Annotated in this window: 13 protein-coding genes; 10 read left to right on the top strand and 3 right to left on the bottom strand. The window is 65.0% G+C overall.

The window, feature by feature from the left end:
- Positions 1 to 34 precede the first annotated feature (34 nt).
- The 5 genes from prmC to V474_RS17180 all read left to right on the top strand — a co-directional run bounded on the left by prmC (position 35) and on the right by V474_RS17180 (position 7,180).
- A complete protein-coding gene (gene prmC / locus V474_RS17200) occupies positions 35 to 868 on the top strand; it encodes a peptide chain release factor N(5)-glutamine methyltransferase (protein ID WP_059152667.1) in 834 nt (277 codons plus the stop codon).
- A gap of 252 nt (positions 869 to 1,120) precedes the next feature.
- Positions 1,121 to 2,110 carry a DUF4167 domain-containing protein gene (locus V474_RS17195; RefSeq protein ID WP_059152666.1) on the top strand — a complete coding sequence of 330 codons (990 nt, stop codon included), beginning with the start codon at positions 1,121 to 1,123 and terminating at the stop codon, positions 2,108 to 2,110.
- Between the two features lie 64 nt (positions 2,111 to 2,174).
- Positions 2,175 to 3,827 carry an apolipoprotein N-acyltransferase gene (gene lnt / locus V474_RS17190; protein WP_082699872.1) on the top strand — a complete coding sequence of 551 codons (1,653 nt, stop codon included), beginning with the start codon at positions 2,175 to 2,177 and terminating at the stop codon, positions 3,825 to 3,827.
- 45 nt (positions 3,828 to 3,872) lie between these two features.
- Positions 3,873 to 5,087, top strand: a complete 1,215-nt coding sequence (gene metK, locus V474_RS17185; RefSeq protein WP_059152665.1) for a methionine adenosyltransferase — start codon at positions 3,873 to 3,875, stop codon at positions 5,085 to 5,087.
- A gap of 218 nt (positions 5,088 to 5,305) precedes the next feature.
- Positions 5,306 to 7,180, top strand: coding sequence for a M3 family oligoendopeptidase (locus V474_RS17180; RefSeq protein WP_059152664.1), 1,875 nt, complete (start codon positions 5,306 to 5,308; stop codon positions 7,178 to 7,180).
- A 52-nt stretch (positions 7,181 to 7,232) separates the two neighbouring features.
- Here V474_RS17180 and V474_RS17175 read toward each other — a convergent pair whose 3' ends face one another.
- On the bottom strand, positions 7,233 to 8,684 hold the full coding sequence (locus tag V474_RS17175) for an NAD-dependent succinate-semialdehyde dehydrogenase (protein ID WP_059152663.1): 1,452 nt from the start codon (positions 8,682 to 8,684) through the stop codon (positions 7,233 to 7,235).
- Positions 8,685 to 9,106: 422 nt separating this feature from the next.
- On the opposite strand from V474_RS17175, the gene V474_RS17170 reads away from it, so the two are divergent.
- On the top strand, positions 9,107 to 10,132 hold the full coding sequence (locus V474_RS17170) for a DUF2889 domain-containing protein (RefSeq protein WP_236711313.1): 1,026 nt from the start codon (positions 9,107 to 9,109) through the stop codon (positions 10,130 to 10,132).
- Here V474_RS17170 and V474_RS17165 read toward each other — a convergent pair.
- Entirely contained in the window at positions 10,129 to 10,647 is a 519-nt protein-coding gene (locus V474_RS17165) for a GbsR/MarR family transcriptional regulator (protein WP_059152662.1), read from the bottom strand. The two genes, V474_RS17170 and V474_RS17165, sit on opposite strands and share 4 nt — an antisense overlap.
- 196 nt (positions 10,648 to 10,843) lie before the next feature.
- Between V474_RS17165 and V474_RS17160 the strand changes: the two genes are divergently transcribed.
- A complete protein-coding gene (locus V474_RS17160) occupies positions 10,844 to 11,860 on the top strand; it encodes an LLM class flavin-dependent oxidoreductase (protein ID WP_059152661.1) in 1,017 nt (338 codons plus the stop codon).
- Positions 11,861 to 11,995: 135 nt separating this feature from the next.
- Here V474_RS17160 and V474_RS17155 read toward each other — a convergent pair whose 3' ends face one another.
- Positions 11,996 to 12,766: an IclR family transcriptional regulator gene (locus V474_RS17155; RefSeq protein ID WP_059152660.1), complete on the bottom strand. Its 771-nt coding sequence runs from the start codon at positions 12,764 to 12,766 to the stop codon at positions 11,996 to 11,998.
- Positions 12,767 to 12,881: 115 nt separating this feature from the next.
- Between V474_RS17155 and V474_RS17150 the strand changes: the two genes are divergently transcribed.
- The 3 genes from V474_RS17150 (at position 12,882) to V474_RS17140 (ending at position 17,001) form a co-directional block, all read left to right on the top strand.
- A complete protein-coding gene (locus V474_RS17150) occupies positions 12,882 to 14,483 on the top strand; it encodes an acyl-CoA synthetase (protein ID WP_059152659.1) in 1,602 nt (533 codons plus the stop codon).
- 29 nt (positions 14,484 to 14,512) lie between these two features.
- Positions 14,513 to 15,655 carry an FAS1-like dehydratase domain-containing protein gene (locus V474_RS17145; RefSeq protein ID WP_059152658.1) on the top strand — a complete coding sequence of 381 codons (1,143 nt, stop codon included), beginning with the start codon at positions 14,513 to 14,515 and terminating at the stop codon, positions 15,653 to 15,655.
- A 143-nt stretch (positions 15,656 to 15,798) separates the two neighbouring features.
- Positions 15,799 to 17,001, top strand: a complete 1,203-nt coding sequence (locus V474_RS17140) for a CaiB/BaiF CoA transferase family protein (protein WP_201786060.1) — start codon at positions 15,799 to 15,801, stop codon at positions 16,999 to 17,001.
- The last annotated feature ends 33 nt before the right edge of the window (positions 17,002 to 17,034 follow it).

Raw genomic sequence — 17,034 nt, 5'->3', positions numbered from 1 at the left:
TTCCAGCCACCGCTCATGCTGAGCGTGCCGAAGCATGACTGACGCCGCCGTCGCCGCAGCGATCCGCGCTGCCGCCGAGCAACTCTCAGCCACCAGCGACACTGCCCGGCTCGACGCCGAGGTATTGATGGCCCACGCACTGGGCGTTACCCGCTCGCAGCTTCTGCTGGGCCGGATGCGCGATCCGGCGCCCGAAGGCTTCGCGCCGCTGGTCGAGCGCCGCGCGCGTCACGAGCCGGTGGCCTACATCACCGGGCAGCAGGAGTTCTTTTCGCTGCCCTTCATCGTCAGCCCCGACGTTCTGATCCCGCGCGGCGATTCGGAAGTGCTGGTGGAGACCGCTATCGCCGCCCGGCCGGGTGCCCGCACCGTGCTCGATTGCGGCACCGGCTCGGGCGCGCTCCTGCTGGCGACATTGGTTAACCTGCCCGCCGCGCGCGGCATCGGCATCGACCGCTCGCCCGGCGCTCTGGCGATCGCGCAGGCCAACGTCGAGGCGCTCGGACTCGCGGAACGCGCCGCGATGGTGCCCGCTGACTGGCACGAACCGGGCTGGAGCGACGCCCTCGGCGGACCGTTCGACCTCATCCTCGCCAATCCGCCTTATGTCGAAGACGATGCCACGCTGGACGCTTCCGTTAGGGCCTTCGAGCCGGCAGGCGCCCTGTTTTCCGGGCCTCACGGCCTTGACGACTACCGTATCCTCGTGCCCGAGCTTCCGCGCCTGCTGGCACCCGGCGGAGCGGCGCTCGTGGAGATCGGCTATGCGCAGGCAGAAGCCGTCATCGCCATCGGCGAGGCCTGCGGTCTTTCAGCCCGGCTCCATCGGGACCTGGCCGGAAGGGCACGGGTCATCGCGTTTTGGTGAACAAACATACGTGAGGCGTAAGTTTTCGCTTGGAATTAGGCGGTATAGTGCGTAAAGATTGATGCGAACCGGCTTATGGACGATGTTTTCCCATACCCGGCTCGCCTCCAGCATTTGCAAATGGCCGTGGGTTTCCACGGCAACGCAGATGTGAAGCTCACGGCGGCCGGGGGGCCAGTCGGGATCAATTTATTTAGGCATACCGGCCTGTAGGGCTCAGGCGGATGCCAGGGGTTTTGAGGAACGTTATCCTTGAATAACAATCGTAGTAGCAACAACAATAACAACAATAACAACCGCAGGCGAGGCCGCGGTAACAACAACAACCGCCAGCAGGGCGGTCAGCAAACGAACCGGATCGACAGCAGGGCGCGCGGCAACGCTCCCCAGATGCTCGAAAAGTATCGCAAGCTGGCCCACGACGCCCATCTGAACGGCGACCGCGTGACGGAGGAATACAACCTCCAGTTCGCGGATCATTACTTCCGCGTCATCGCCGACCAGAAGCAGCGCCAGGACGAATTGCGCCAGCCGCGTCCCAGCGACCGTCCGTCCGAATACAGTGACGACTTCGGTTCGGAGTACGATCCCTACGGTGAAAATCCGTCGATGCCGGGCGATCGCCCGATGCCGTCCGAGCGCGAACCACGCCAGGATCGTGAGCAGCGCTCTGATCGCGAACCGCGTCAGGACCGTGAGCAGCGCCCCGAGCGCGAGCCGCGTCAGGATCGTGAACAGCGCGCCGATCGCGGTCCGCGTCAGGATCGTGAGCCGCGCCAGGATCGCGAACCCCGCGCCGAGCGCCGTGACGAGGCAGTAGCCGACGCGCCGGTCGCTGCGGTCGAAGTGGCTTCCGACCCGGCGACGGAAGTCCCGGGTTCGGTTTACGAGCCGCCTGAAAACCCCTTTGTGCGCGACAATCGCGGCACCCGCGGTCTCAAGCAGCGCAAGCCGCGCGGACCGCGCGTTGACGAGGATGCCGAAGAGGTTTCCGCCGATGCCGCATCGCCGGAGCCAAAGGGCAACTTCGACGCAGCGGTTCTGCCTCCTGCGATCTCCACCAAGCCCGCCCGCAAGGCCCGGGCAGTGGCCCAGCCTGCGGAATCCTCGGCAGAAGCGCCTGTCGAAGTGTCGGCCGATGCATCTGCCGAAGCCGCCGCCGAGGAAAAGCCCCGCCGCCGCCGCGCCCGCAAGCCTGCGGCCGATGATGCGGGCGCCACGCCTGAAGCCGTGAACGGCTAATCTCTTCCCGGCTCGGCGCAAGGTGACTTGCGCCGAGCCGGACCAGGCTTACAAGCCCTATGCGATGCAGTCAGATCGGCGCGCTTCGCCCTTTCCCCGTTTTTTGAGCCAGGCCTTGGTTCCGACCAGGCCGGCCTATCGCGCTTTGGCGGCTCTTGCCGCTGGCGTCGCCGCTGCCTGCGGCTTCCAACCCCTCGCCCTATGGCCGCTGACATTGCTCGGCGTGGCCTGGCTGCTAGAGCTGGTGAGCCGGGCCCGCACGGGCCGTCAGGTCTTCGCGCTGGGTTGGTGCTTCGGGCTGGGCCACTTCACCCTCGGCAACAACTGGATCGCGACGGCCTTCACTTATCAGGCGAATTTGCCCGCATGGTTGGGCATGATCGCGGTGGCGCTTATCGCGGTTTACCTTGCGTTGTTCCCTGCAGTGGCGGCGCTGGCCGCATGGCTGGTCGTCCGGCCAGAGGGGCGCGGCCGTTTCGCCAGTTTCCTCCTTGCCTTCGCGGCTGCCTGGATCGTCACCGAATGGACGCGCAGTTGGTTGTTCAGTGGCTTTGCCTGGAACCCGCTGGGCGTTGCCCTATTGGGGCAGTTCGGCAGCCGAGGCATGGCGCTGATTACCCCCTGGATCGGGACTTATGGTCTCTCCGGAGTGCTGGCCCTGCTTGCCGGACTGCCGGGACTCTGCGCGCGCGGGGGCGATGGGCAGGACCGGATCGGCCGGTTGCTATGGGCACTGCCGGTGCTGGCTTTTGCCGGCGCATTGGCCCTCGTCATGATCATGCCGGGGCCACCAGCGCGCGAAGGCGCCGTGCGCTATACCCTGGTCCAGCCCGATCTCAGGCAGGAGGTCATCGACGACCCGCGCGAATTCGAGCCCAGCTTCCGGAAACTCGCCATGCTTTCGCTGCCGCGCGGCAGCGGTGACCGGCGCGTGGTGTTCTGGCCCGAATCCGGCCTCGCCGATTTCCTGCGCGATGGCTACCCGGCCTACGTCTACAGCGCTTACAATTACGGCGGCGATCCTGCGCTTTCGCGGATGCGCATCGGCCGGGTGATCGGCCCTTACGGACTGCTCCTGACCGGGGCGGTGGATGTCGTGATCGAACACGGCGAGGATGTGGCCGCGCGCAATTCGGTTACCGCCCTAGATGGTGACGGCGATATCCTCGCCGGTTATTCCAAGGCGCACCTCGTGCCCTTTGGCGAATATCTGCCGCTGCGCTGGATACTGGAGCCGCTGGGCGCCAGCCGCTTCGTGGCGGGGCAACTCGATTTCTGGCCCGGTCCTGGGCCGCGCACAATCGACTTCGGCGTGTACGGCGAGGCGGGCATCCAGATCTGCTACGAGATCATCTTCAGCGGTCATGTCGTCGATCCGTCGAACCGTCCTGACTACATCTTCAATCCATCAAACGATGGCTGGTTTGGCGCCTGGGGCCCGCCCCAGCATCTTGCACAGGCGCGGCTGCGCGCGATCGAGGAGGGGCTGCCGGTCCTGCGATCCACCACCACCGGGATCAGCGCTGTGATCGACGCGGACGGGATCGTGCGCGCTTTCGTGCCGCGTCACCAGGCAGGCCGGCTAGATGGAATGATCCCGCCGGCGCACGAACCTACCCTGTTTGCCCGCTATGGAAACGTGCTGCCGCTGGGGTTTGCCGCAGTGCTGTTTTTTGCAAGTCTTTGCGTGGTTGCACTGAGGCGCCGTCGGGGCTAGACCTGGGACATCACATAAAGCTTCCTTTATATCCCAGGGTTTCTCATGCGCAGCAACTACGTCTTCACGTCCGAGAGCGTTTCCGAAGGCCACCCGGACAAGGTTTCCGACCAGATTTCCGACGCCATCGTCGATCTTTTCTTGTCCAAGGACCCCGAGGCGCGCGTCGCCTGCGAGACCCTGACGACCACCCAGCTCGTTGTTCTTGCCGGTGAAATCCGCTGCAAGGGTGTGTTCGAGAATGGCGAATGGGCCGAAGGCGCGCTTGCCGAGATCGAGAAGACCGTCCGCGATGTCGTCAGGAAGATCGGTTACGCGCAGGACGGCTTCCACTGGGAAACCTTCGAATTCATCAACCGCCTGCATGCCCAGTCCGCCCACATTGCCCAGGGCGTCGACGCCTCGGGCAACAAGGATGAAGGCGCCGGCGACCAGGGCATCATGTTCGGTTACGCCTGCGACGAGACGCCCGACCTGATGCCGGCGACGCTCTACTACAGCCACAAGATTCTGCACCGCCTGGCCGAAGACCGCCACTCGGGCGCAGCGCCTTTCCTTGAGCCCGACGCCAAGAGCCAGGTTACCCTGCGCTTCGAGAACGGCGTGCCGGTTGCCGCGACCGCTGTCGTCGTCTCGACCCAGCATGCGCCCGGTTACGACACGGGCGACAAGGAAGCGCAGCTGAAGGGCTATGTGAAGCAGGTCGTCACCGAACTGCTGCCGGAAGGCTTCGTGACCGCGGAGACCGTGTTTCATATCAACCCGACCGGCTCGTTCGAGATCGGCGGCCCTGATGGCGACGCGGGGCTTACCGGCCGCAAGATCATCGTCGACACCTACGGCGGCGCAGCCCCGCACGGCGGCGGCGCGTTCTCGGGCAAGGACCCGACCAAGGTGGACCGCTCGGCCGCGTATGTGACGCGCTATCTTGCCAAGAATGTGGTTGCCGCCGGTCTTGCCACGCGCTGCACGATCCAGGTTTCCTACGCCATCGGCGTGTCGAAGCCGCTCTCGCTTTATGTCGACACCCACGGCACGGGTTCGGCCAGCGACGCCGACCTGGAAGCGGCGATCGCCAAGGTCGCCGCCGACAAGCTGGGCGGCCTGACCCCGCGCGGCATCCGCGTGGGCCTGGGCCTCAACAAGCCGATCTACGGCGTGACCGCCGCTTACGGCCACTTCGGCCGCGAGCCCGAGGGAGACCTGTTCCCCTGGGAGCGCACTGACCTTGCCGATGCGCTGAAGGCTGCGCTGGTCTGATCCCCAGTTTCCTGACGGATCGCCGGACATGAAAGGCCGGGCCGGGAGCAATCCCGGTCCGGCCTTTTCGCATTTCGCCTTGCGATGACGGTGGTCGACCAACGGCATATGCGCGTCGATCGGCGGCTTTGCCGGACTTGCCTTGCTGAAATCTCGCAGTAGCTTCGGCCGATCGTTTTCCGCGCGTTTCCGGGCGCGGAACAGCAAGGGAAACATCCATGATCGAAACCGACCGCCGCGGCGCGCTGGGTTTGGCCGCCGCGCTCCCGCTTGCCTCTGCGCTGCCGTCGCTGTTTGCCGGGTCCGCCCATGCGGCTGCGGCTCCGAACGGCGCCGCCTGGGACCTTACCGACCTCTACCCTGACCTTGCCGCCTGGGATGCGGCGCGCAAGGAGGTCGTCGCCGCGCTGCCGCGTCTCGCTGCCTACAAGGGCACGCTGGGGGAGGGCGCCGATGCCATGGCCAAGGCGTTCGAGGACATTTCCGCCGTCACCATCAAGATGATGCGCGTCTACGTCCATGCCTCGCTGCGCGCCGACGAGGACGTGCGCATTTCCGCCAATCAGGAGCGCAACGCCCAGGTTGAGGATCTGGCATCTTCCTTTGGCGAAGCAACCGCCTGGACCGCGCCCGAAGTGCTGGCGCTGGGCAAGGACAAGGTCGAAAGCTATATCGCGGGCAATGCCGTGCTCAAGGGCCGGTTCGCTTATGCGCTGCGCAAGACGCTGCGGCAGGCCGCGCATACCCTTGACGCCAAGGGCGAGCAGATCCTTGCCGCCGCTTCTTCGCCGCTGGGCGGACCGCAGACCATCCGCGAGCAGCTTTTCAACTCCGACATTCCCTGGCCCACGGTCAGCCTTTCGGACGGGCGGAGCCAGCGGCTCGATGCGCAAGGGTACACTCTGACCCGCGATGCGCCCAGCCGCGAGGACCGCAAGACGGTGTTCGACAGCTTTTTTGGCCAGATGGGCAAGTTCGAAAGCTCACTCGGCGCGGCGATGGCGGCCAAGCTCAAGGGTGACGTGTTCGAGGCGCGGATGCGCAGCTATCCCAGTTCGCTGGCAGGCGCGCTGTCGGGCGATAACGTGCCTGAAAGCGTCTATCGCACCCTGATCGCCGAAACCGACGCCGGCTTGCCGCAGCTCCACCGCTCGTTCGAGCTGCGGCGCAGGATGCTGAAGCTGCCGGACATGCATTATTACGACATCTACCCGCCGCTGGTCAGCATGGAGCGCAAGTTCACCCTTACCGACATGCGCAACATCACCCTGAAGGCGGTGGCGCCGCTCGGTCCCGATTACGTGAAGCGTCTGGGCGCGGCGACGGCGGCGAAATGGATGGACCCGCTGCCCCGGCCCGGCAAGCGCCCCGGCGCCTACATGAACGGGTCGGCCTACGGCGTGCACCCCTACCTGCTGCTGAACCTTGGCGAGAACTACGAGGGGCTGTCCACGTACGCCCACGAATGGGGCCATGCGATGCATTCGATCCTGGCGGATTCGGTGCAGCCGTTCGAACTGTCGGACTACCCGATCTTCACCGCCGAGATCGCCTCGACCTGCAACGAGGTGCTGCTGACCGAGTACATGCTGGCGCAGGCGAAGACCAAGGAAGAGAAGATCTACTTCCTTGGCATGCGGCTGGAGGGGATGCGCGGGACGTTCTTCCGGCAGGCCATGTTCGCCGAATTCGAACTGAAGATGCACGAGATGGCCGAGGCGGGCGAAGGCCTGTCCGGCGAGAGCCTGACACGGGTCTATCTGGACCTGCTGAAGCGCTACCACGGCCCGAACTTCGTGATCGATGCGCCTTACGCCATCGAATGGGCCTACATTCCGCACTTCTACAGCCAGTTCTACGTCTACAAGTACGCCACCTCGATCGCGGCGGGAACTTGGTTCGCGCACTCGATCCTGAACGGCGGCAAGGTTGAGCGCGAGCGCTATCTGGACGTGCTGCGGGCTGGCGGGTCGGCCGATCCGGTGGACATCATCAAGGCTTCGGGCCTCGATATGACCGGGCCGGAGCCTTACCGCGGGCTGGTCGCCGATTTCGGCGCGACGATCGACGCAATCGAGAAGCTGCTGGGTTGAAAAGCGGCGCTGCCCTCCCCTTTTGGGAGGGAGGGCAACGCCTGCTCCAGCTTCAGGCGGGCTTGATGCCCATGCAGAGGTATTTTACCTCCATGTAATCATCGAGACCGTAGTGCGAGCCTTCACGGCCGAGGCCGGACTGCTTGACGCCGCCAAACGGGGCGACTTCGGTGGAGATCAGGCCGGTGTTGATGCCCACCATCCCCGCTTCCAGCGCTTCCGCCACGCGCCAAACGCGGCTCAGGTCGCTGGCGTAGAAGTAGCTGGCAAGACCGAACTCGGTATCGTTGGCCATGCGGATCGCTTCGGCTTCGTCGGTGAAGCGGATCACTCCGGCCAGCGGGCCGAAGGTTTCCTCACGGGCGAGCTGCATGTCCGGCGTCACGCCCGAGATCACAGTGGGGTTGAAGAAGCTGCCGCCGCGCTCGTTGCGCTGGCCGCCGGCGAGAACCTTGGCGCCGCCGTCCAATGCGTTCTTGAGGTGCTCCTCGACCTTTTCGACTGCCTTTTCATCGATCAGCGGGCCGACCGTAGTGCCTTCGTCCATGCCGTAGCCAACCTTCATGCCATTCACGCGCGCAGCCAGCTTGGTGACGAATTCGTCATAGACACCGTCCTGCACGTAGAACCTGTTAGTGCATACGCAGGTCTGGCCGCCGTTGCGGAACTTGGAGATCATCGCGCCTTCGATGGCCGCGTCCACGTCGGCATCGTCGAACACCAGGAACGGTGCATTGCCGCCCAGTTCCATCGAGCACTTCTTGATCGTCTCGGCACATTCGCGAAGCAGGTCGCGGCCGATTTCGGTGGAGCCGGTGAAGGTCAGCTTGGCGACCTTGGGGCTGGAGGTGAGCGCCGAACCGATCTGGCCCGCGCTGCCGGTGACGACGTTGACGACGCCCTTGGGAATTCCTGCCATCTCGCAAAGCCGCGCGATGGCCAGCGCCGAATAGGGCGTGGCCGACGCGGGCTTGATGACAATGGTGCAGCCCGCCGCCAGCGCCGGACCCAGTTTGCGTGTAATCATCGCATTGGGGAAGTTCCACGGCGTGATCGCGGCGACCACGCCGACGCCCTGCTTGATGACGACGATGCGGCGATCGGGCGCGTGGCCGGGGATCGTGTCGCCGTAAGCGCGCTTGCCCTCTTCGGCGAACCATTCGATGAAGCTGGCGCCGTAGGCGATCTCGCCCTTGCCTTCGGCCAGCGGCTTGCCCTGCTCGCGGGTGAGCAGTTCGCCCAGGTCGTCCTGATGCTGCATCATCAGTTCGAACAGCTTGCGCATCAACTTCGAACGCTCACCGGCGGTCTTGGCGCGCCAGGCGGGGAGGGCGGCTTCGGCCGCGTCGATCGCGCGGGCGGTTTCGTCCGCGCCCATCTTGGGAACCGTGCCCAGCACAGCGCCGCTGCCAGGATCGGTAACCTCGAACGTCGCGCCGGAATCGGCATCCACCCACGCGCCGTCGATGTAGCACTGCTGCTTCAGGAAGTCGGTGTAGGCCATTTCGTGCGGTTCCTCGTGGTTGCCGGTGGGGCGTCTCGGATGGACGCCCGCGCGTTCCGGCTTGGAATAAGCATGAGCTCTAGCGCTGACAAGGCGCGGCGGCCCCCTCGCATTAGCGCGAGGTACGGCAATTGATGCATCTCCGCTGGTCGGTTAGCCTCTAATGATAAGAGTAACACGATTCCGCGCGAGGCTTTGGCTTGGAATACGCAGGAGGTATCGGCGGCCGGAAGGGGGGGAAGGCATCGCCGAGCGGATGAAGGCAGAACCAACTTGCTTCACTGAATTCAGGTTCAAGGTCGTAGAAGCGGCGCAGCAGGCCTTTCCAAGCCGGCTTGCGGGCCTTTAACCCGCGCCAGGCTGCTGGTGCGCGTCGTACGCAAGGCTTGATCGGCGACGCTGCGCGGTGCAGCGTGGTTCGCATGAATACCATGATTCCGTCTCCGCATCGGACTCCGCCGCCGCCGCGCAGCACCGCGAATCCTGCGCCGGCCCGCATCGCCGGTTCGGTGCGGCGTACGACGAGCATCGACGTGTCGTGGCCTGACGGGATTCAGGAGCAGCGCCGCTTCATCGGCGCAGCACGCGATCTGTGGACGCCGCAGGCGGGCGCCCAGGGACTCACTCTGGCCAAGGCGCACTTCGACGTGCGGATGGCCGAGGACAAGACGATCACCGCCATTACCGCCGACCCAGCTCCGGCCGGCATTGAGCGGCTGGTGGGCGCCCGGGCGGGAGGTCACTTGCGGTCTGTGCTGCGCGAGATAATGCCCGACATTGCGCATCCCCTGTACCTTGTGCTCGACGATCTTTCGGGCAGCGCGCTGGTCAGCGCCTTCGCATGGGCGCAGTTCAATCCAGACTGGTCCGAGCGACTGCGGGCACGCATCGGGGAGGAGCAGTACGACCAGTTACTGGCCCAGCGCGTCAACGTGTGCTGGGGCTTGAAGGAGGGAAACAGCGGGGTTCAGCCCGGCGGTCCGCCGCGGGATGTCGCCAGCGCCGATGCAGGCGACGTGCGCAATCCATACGATCCGCACGGCTGGCACGTGTTGTCCGACCACGAAGGCGCAGGCTTTCGCCGCGCCCGCCGCATCGACGTAACCCGGGACGAGGCGGCGGGCGTGATCCACATCGATTCCGCCTTTCAGGACAGCGCCGCCCGTATCGACGGCAGCCGCGTAGCGATCCACGAATACCTCCTGAGCGCGACGGCGGATCTTGCCACGCTCGAAGTGCTGTCGATCGAACCCGAGGCGCGAATCCTGCCGTTTTCCGAATGCCCCGGCGCGGTTCACAACACGCAGCGTCTGGTGGGCAAAGGCCTTGCGGACATTCGGGGTGAAGTGCTGGCGCAACTGCGCGGGCCTGAAGGGTGCACCCACCTGAACGACGCCCTGCGCGCGCTGGCCGATGTGCCGGAGCTGGCAGCGAAGATCGGCGGTTAAACCGCCCGCGAGGCGGTCTTGATGGTCGGGCTCTCGTCCTCGTCAGCCTCCGCCGAAAGGTTCGCGGAGCCGGTCTGACGGGCGATCACGTCTTCGATTGCCGCGCGCATGGCGGTGTAGAATTCGGAGAGGCGATCGAAGCGCTCGGCAACGGCATCGGGCACCGCGCGGCCGCGCTGGCCCGTGAACAGGCGCACCTGCCGCTCCAGCAGTTCGGCCTTGGCGACGAAGGGCCCGCTGAACTCTGCCGGCACCGAATAGTAGATGCGACGGCTGCCCGCCTCGCCCTGACGGCGGGCATTGCCGCAATGCTCCAGCGTGCGGGCCGCGACGCTGGCGTTGCTTTTGCTCATGCCAAGGTCCGCTGCGATCTGGTCCAGAGTCGCTGGCTCCGCTCGCAGCAGAAGGTAGGCGTAGATGCGCCCGACCGGCCGCGGCCAGCCCCAGGGGGCCATCAACATCGCCATGGCGTCAAGAAAGGCTTCGTCCTGCGCTGAGGGCTTGATGTTCGACATATTCTGTATTTACTGAATTTAGATAGAGGACGCCATCATAAAACCGGGCGCGAAATGGGAGAGCCAAGACGATGGACGACCAGGAATTCAAGCGTCGTTACGGTCCTTGGGCGTCGATCGCCGTTAACCTGGCCGCTTGCTCTGCGACCACAGGCGGGAAGAACGATGCGTCCTACGCCATACTGGAGAGCCGGCCGTGAAAGACTGCACGATTTCCGTCTCGTTCGACATGCGCTCGCCCGACTGGGCGACGCCGACGCACGAACTCTACCGCGCGGCAATCGAGATGGCCGCTTTTGTCGACAGGATCGGCGCCGACCAGATCGGCCTCATGCAGCACCACGGATCGGACGACGGTTATTTGTCGCAGCCCTTCGCGCTGGCGGGCGGCATGGCGGCTGTGACCAGCCGGATACGCTTCCTCCTCGGCGCCGTGATCCTGCCTTTGCACGATCCATTGGAACTGGCCGAACAGATCGCGGTGGTCGACAACATGTCCAAGGGCCGCCTCGGCGTGATCTTCGGCGCGGGTTACGTGCCCTATGAATTCGCGATGTTCCGCAAATCGCTGGGCGACCGCGCAAAGTTGATGGACGAGGGGCTGGAGATCATTCTGCGCGCTCTCAAGGGAGAGCGTTTCGAGCATACCAGTGATGCCGGAACGCGCCCCATTTTTGTGCGCCCGTTGCCGGTGCAGGATCCGGAGGACATCATCCTCGTGGGCGGCGGCGTACCGGCTTCGGCCAGGCGCGCTGCCAGGTTCGGCGTCGGGTTCGGGCCGATGAAGGGCGAACTCGTCGACATCTATCTTGCCGAATGCGAACGCCTCGGCAAGCGGCCGCGCACTTACTTTCGCCCTCGGCCCGGCATGCCGCTGGCGATCCACTTGTGCGAAGACCCGGATGAGGGCTGGGATGCCATCGCCCCTCACGCCGTTCACGTCATCACCGAATATGCCAAATGGGCGCAGGCCGAAGGCGATGCATCCAACTCGCCGTTCAGGGGCTTGACCGATCCAGCCGCGCTACGCGATGCCGGCATGTTCGCAGCCTGGACGCCGCAGATGCTCCTGGACAAGGTGGCCGGGATCGAAGGCGTCAACATCGGTTTCCAACCCCTGCTTGGCGGCCTCTCGCCGGAGCAGGGCTGGAAAAGCCTGAAGCTGCTTGAAAAGACCATGGCTGCATTGCGTGAGCAGAGTGCTCAGACGTGATTTCGCGGCTGGGCGAAACAGACGGCGCGGTCGTCCGTTGCTCGGGCGTGCCGGTTAGGATGGTGGTGGACCCGCGTTTGATGTGAAGGTGGGGGCATTTTGAAGAGGAAGACCTATGGCCATCGCCCCGGGTATTCACCCTTCCAGCTGCTCACTCAAAGACCGCGCCGCCCCCCGAAGAGCCTCCTTCAACCGAGGCAGTCCACTGCGCAGCGCCGCTCCGATCCCGATCGCGATCAGCGCATGGCTAGGTGATCCTGAGCCTTTCCAGACCGGAGCCGCGATCACGGTGACGCCGGCGATGTAGTTGCCGGCGTCCACCGCGACGCCGGTTTCGCGCGCTTCCTCGACTTGGGCGCGCCAGTCTTCCCACGAGGGTGCGTCGTCCCAGCGCAGGTGTTCGAAGCGTAGTCTGAGGTCGTCTTCCGGGTAGTTTCCGAAGGCGGCGATGCAGCGGCCGGTGGCGGAGACCAGCGCCGGGAAGCGGCTGCCGACCTGGGTGGACAGCTGGAAGTTCTGCCCGGACTGCGACATCGCCGTCACGATGATGTGATCCAGCCCGAACACCTGAACCCCCAGTGTGGTGATCCCGAATTCGCGGGCCAGCCGGTCGAGCGCGGGCTGGGCAAGGTCGTTGAACTGGTCGCGCCGCAGCCATGCTCGGGCCAGCGTCAGGACCCCGGCGTCGAGGGCGTAGCGCTTGGTGTCGGCGTCGAAAGCCACCAGTTCCTCGGCCACCAGGGCGCGCAGCACGTAAAGGCAGGTGCTGGGGACCAGCCCGAGTTCGCGAGCGATGGACTGGACCCCCATCGGCGATCCGCGCTTGCCAAGCAGGCGCAGGACGGCAGCCGCACGGGCGATGGCTGGGGCCTTGCTGGCCTTCAAAGTGTCGTCGAGCCTTGTCATTCAATATATAGAATAACATTCAATATTTACAAAAACAAGTAAGCCATGCCAGACCTTGCTGAACACAAGGACAATTCCTTTCGGCGCGCTTCGAGGGGAGGGAACGGGACGGTTGATGGCCAAGGCGATCTCAGGGCTTACCGACTATACGAGCTACGGCGATGCGCAGGCCCATGCCTCGTCCGCGGCGCTGTGGGAGTTGTTCGACGGGGACCGCGAGCATCTCAACATCGCGCATGAATGCGTGACGCGCCATGCCGATGGCTTGGGCCGTGCGGCGGTGCGCATCGCCCATGCCGACGGCAGCGACGAGATTTTGAGCTTCGATACGATTTCCACCGGCGCCGCGCGGTTCGCGCACTGGCTCGATGCCGAGGGTGTGCAGCCGGGCGAGCGGATCGCCTTCATGCTGGAGCCTTCGCTGGCGTTTTACGTCTGCCTGTTCGGGGCGATGCAGACGGGGGCGATATCGGTGCCGCTGTTCACCCTGTTCGGGCCGGACGCGCTGCGGCTGCGGGTTGGGGACTGCGAGCCTTCGATCCTCATCACCAACGCCGAGAAGGCCGATCTTGCCCGCTCGATCGTGGTGGACGGCTCTCATGGCGAAAAATGGCCGCGTGTGGTCGTGGCGGACGATGCCTTCCTCGCCTCTCTCGCGGACCTGCCGACCACCTACACGCCCAAAACCCGCGCCAATGACATGGCCGTGTTCCAGTACACCAGCGGCACCACGCGCGAATTGCCCGAGGCGGTCAGGCACTCGCACCGCACGCTGGTAACACTGATGTTCGCGGCGCTTTACGGCACCGGCATCCGGCCGGGGGACGAGTTCTTCTGTCCCTCCAGCCCGGCTTGGGGGCATGGACTGTGGCACGGCACGCTGGCGCCGCTGGCGATGGGCGTGACCACGGGCACTTTCGCGGGCCGCTTCGATCCGGTGCGGCTGATGAAGGCGCTGGACGATTTCGGCATCACCAACATGTCGGCCGCCGCGACGCATTACCGCATGATGAAGAACAGCGGGAAGGCGGCGGAATTCGCGTTCCACTTTGAAAAGCTGTCCTTCACCGGAGAGCCGATTGACCCGGCGACGCTGGAGTGGATCGATTCGTGGTTCAAGGTGCCCGCCTGCTCGATGTACGGCACGACCGAGATCGGCGTGGTGCTGGTGAATTACCCCGGCGCGGCGGACTTCAAGGTGAAACCGGGATCGCTGGGCAAGGCGGTTCCGGGCCAGAAACTGGAAGTCCACCGGGCCGACGGCTCCATCTGCGATCCCGGCGAGATCGGGGAACTGATGCTGTGGAGAGGTGGCGGGTGGATGACCACCAAGGACCGCGCCCGCACCGACGAGGACGGCACGTTCTACCACTGCGGCCGGGCCGACGACGTGATCATCTCCGCCGGCTGGACGATGAGCGCGGTCGAGATCGAAAACACCATGCTGCGCCACGATAATGTAATGGAATGCGGCGTGATCGGCGTTCCCGACGAGCAGCGCGGGCAGGTGGTGAAGGCCTTCGTCGTCGCCAACCGCGCCGGCGACGACGCCTTGGTGCGCGAGCTTCAGGACTTCACCCGCGAGCGCCTAGCCCAACACGAATTCCCGCGCATCGTCGAGTTCGTCGAAGAGCTTCCCAAGAACCCGGCCGGCAAGGTCCACCGCAAGATGCTGCGCGACCGCGAGGCGGCGAAAGCGGCGCCAGCCGCCGCCTGACACAATTCGAAAGTTTGAGGAGTAGAGAAATGGCCACTACAGCAGAACCGAAGAACAAGTTCCCCAAGATCACCGAGGAAGGCCTCGACGATCTGCGCAGGCGCATCGGCGTGAAGATCGAAAACACAGTCGAACCATGGAACTATGAAGCCACCCGCGACGCGATCCGCCACTATGCGCACGGCATCGGCGACGATAACCCGCTGTGGTGCGACCCGGAATATGCGGCGAAGACCAGGTACGGCTCGATCGTGGCCCTGCCTTCGTTCCTGTTCACCACTAGCCGCATCATCTCCGGCTACTGCGGCGGTCTTTCGGGCGTCCATGCCATGTGGGCAGGGGCCGACTGGACGTGGCACAAGCCGGTGCTGCGGGGTGACACGATCAGCGCCGTGGCATCGCTCAAGGATCTGGTCGAACACCAGACCAAGTTCGCGGGCCGCTCGTTCCAGCAGATCTACCATGTCGACTTCTACAACCAGCACGGCGACCATGTTGCCGGCGCCGATAGCTGGGTGTTCCGCACCGACCGCGACGAAGCGCGTGAGCGCGGCACCAAGTACACCGAGGCCCGCGGCCGCGTCGAACCGTTCACCCAGGAACAGCTCGACGAATTCTACGAGATCTACGACCAGGAAGAGGCGCGCGGCGCCATTCCGCGCTACTTCGAGGACGTGAACGTCGGCGACAAGCTGCCGCCGATGATGAAGGGCCCGATGACCGTCACCGGCTTCATCTGCTACGCGCAAGGATGGGGCGGCCTCTACATCCGCGCCAACAAGCTGGCCTACAAGATGCAGAAGGCGCACCCGGGCCTGGGCATCCGCAACCGTTTCAACGTGCCCGACTGCCCCGAGCGCGTGCACTGGGACGAAGCCTTCGCCCTCGAAGTCGGCGCGCCGGGCGCTTACGATTACGGCCCGGAGCGCTGCTCGTGGCTGACCCACCACATGACCGACTGGATCGGCGATGACGGCTTCCTGCACAAGTCGAACTGCCAGATCCGCCGCCACAACCCGGACGGTGACGCGATGATCCTGACCGGCGAAGTGACGCGCAAGTTCGTCGAGAACGGCAAGAGCTACGTCGAGGTGGCGCAGAAAGCGACCACGCATCGCGGCGAGCTTTCCGCCTTCGGCACGTCGGTGGCGCAGCTGCCCAGCAAGGGCTGACGGTAAAAGGGAAGGTGCGAGGACCATCGCCCTCGCGCTCCCGGACCTGTCCGCCTTGCGCGTTGCCGTGCAGCGGCGCAGCATCGACATGATTGGGAGCGCGCGGGGCTATGCCCCTCGCATCGATAACGAGAAGTCTTGCTATGACCTCGACTTGGGCTGGCCCGCTTGCAGGCGTGCGTGTGATCGACTTCACGCGCGTGCTTGCCGGGCCCGCGGCCAGCCTTGCCCTTGCCGACATGGGCGCCGAGGTGTTCAAGATCGAACCGCCCGGTTCCGGGGACGAAACCCGCAGCTTCCCGCCGATCCGCGACGGCGAAAGCCACTATTACCTCGCCGTCAATCGCGGCAAGAAATCCATCGTCGTGGATCTCAAGAGCGAGGAGGGGCTGGCCCTCGTCAAGGATCTTGCCGCGCGCTGCGACGTGCTGGTCGAGAATTACCGGCCTGGGGTGATGGAGCGGCTGGGGCTGGGCTGGGAGGAACTTCACAAGCTCAATCCGCGCCTCATCTACTGCTCGATTTCGGGCTTCGGCCAGACCGGGCCGCTGAAGGACCGGCCCAGCTTCGACATCGTGCTTCAGGCGATGTCGGGGGCGCTGTCGATGAACGGCGAGCCGGGCGGCCTGCCAACCAAGCTGGGCATTCCGCTGGGCGATCTGGTGGGCGGGATCAACGGGCCGATCGGCATCCTTTCCGCGCTGTACGAGCGTGAACGCACCGGAATTGGCCGCCATATCGATGTCAGCCTGATGGACGGGCTGATGGGCATGCTGGGCTATATCGCGCAGCTTGCGTTCTTCACCGGCAGCGACCCACAGCGGGTAGGCTCGCAGCATCCCAATCTGGTGCCTTATGGGATCTTTCCGGCGCGGGAGGGCTCCATCGTCATAGCCTGCCTGACGCCGGGGTTCTGGGGCCGCATATGCAATTCCATCGGCCAGTCGGACCTTGCCGCCGACCCGCGCTACGATACGTTGGAAAAGCGGCGCGATGCGCGTGAGGAGGTCAACGCCATCGTCTCGGCATTCACCGCGCTGCGCAGCGTCGATGAATTGGTGGAGATATTCACGGCGGCGCAAGTGCCGCACGCGCCGATCCTTGGCGTCACCGAAGCCCTGGCCCAGCCGCAGGCCACGGCACGCGGGATGGTGGTGGAGGCGCAGCACGCGGCGCTTGGCGCCATACCCATCGTCAACCGATCGATCCGCTTCACCGATGCCGATCAGCCCGTGCCCGAGGCGCCTCCGGTGCTGGGCCAGCACACAGATGCGATCCTTGGCGAAGTGCTCGATCTATCGCCCGAGCGGATCGCGGCGCTACGGGCATCGGGTATCGTTGCGTGATACCTGAACCCGCGTCATCACGGTCAGGATCGG

It is taken from the genome of Novosphingobium barchaimii LL02 (assembly GCF_001046635.1).
Lineage (GTDB): Bacteria > Pseudomonadota > Alphaproteobacteria > Sphingomonadales > Sphingomonadaceae > Novosphingobium > Novosphingobium barchaimii.
This window is presented reverse-complemented; position numbering and strand designations above follow the sequence as displayed.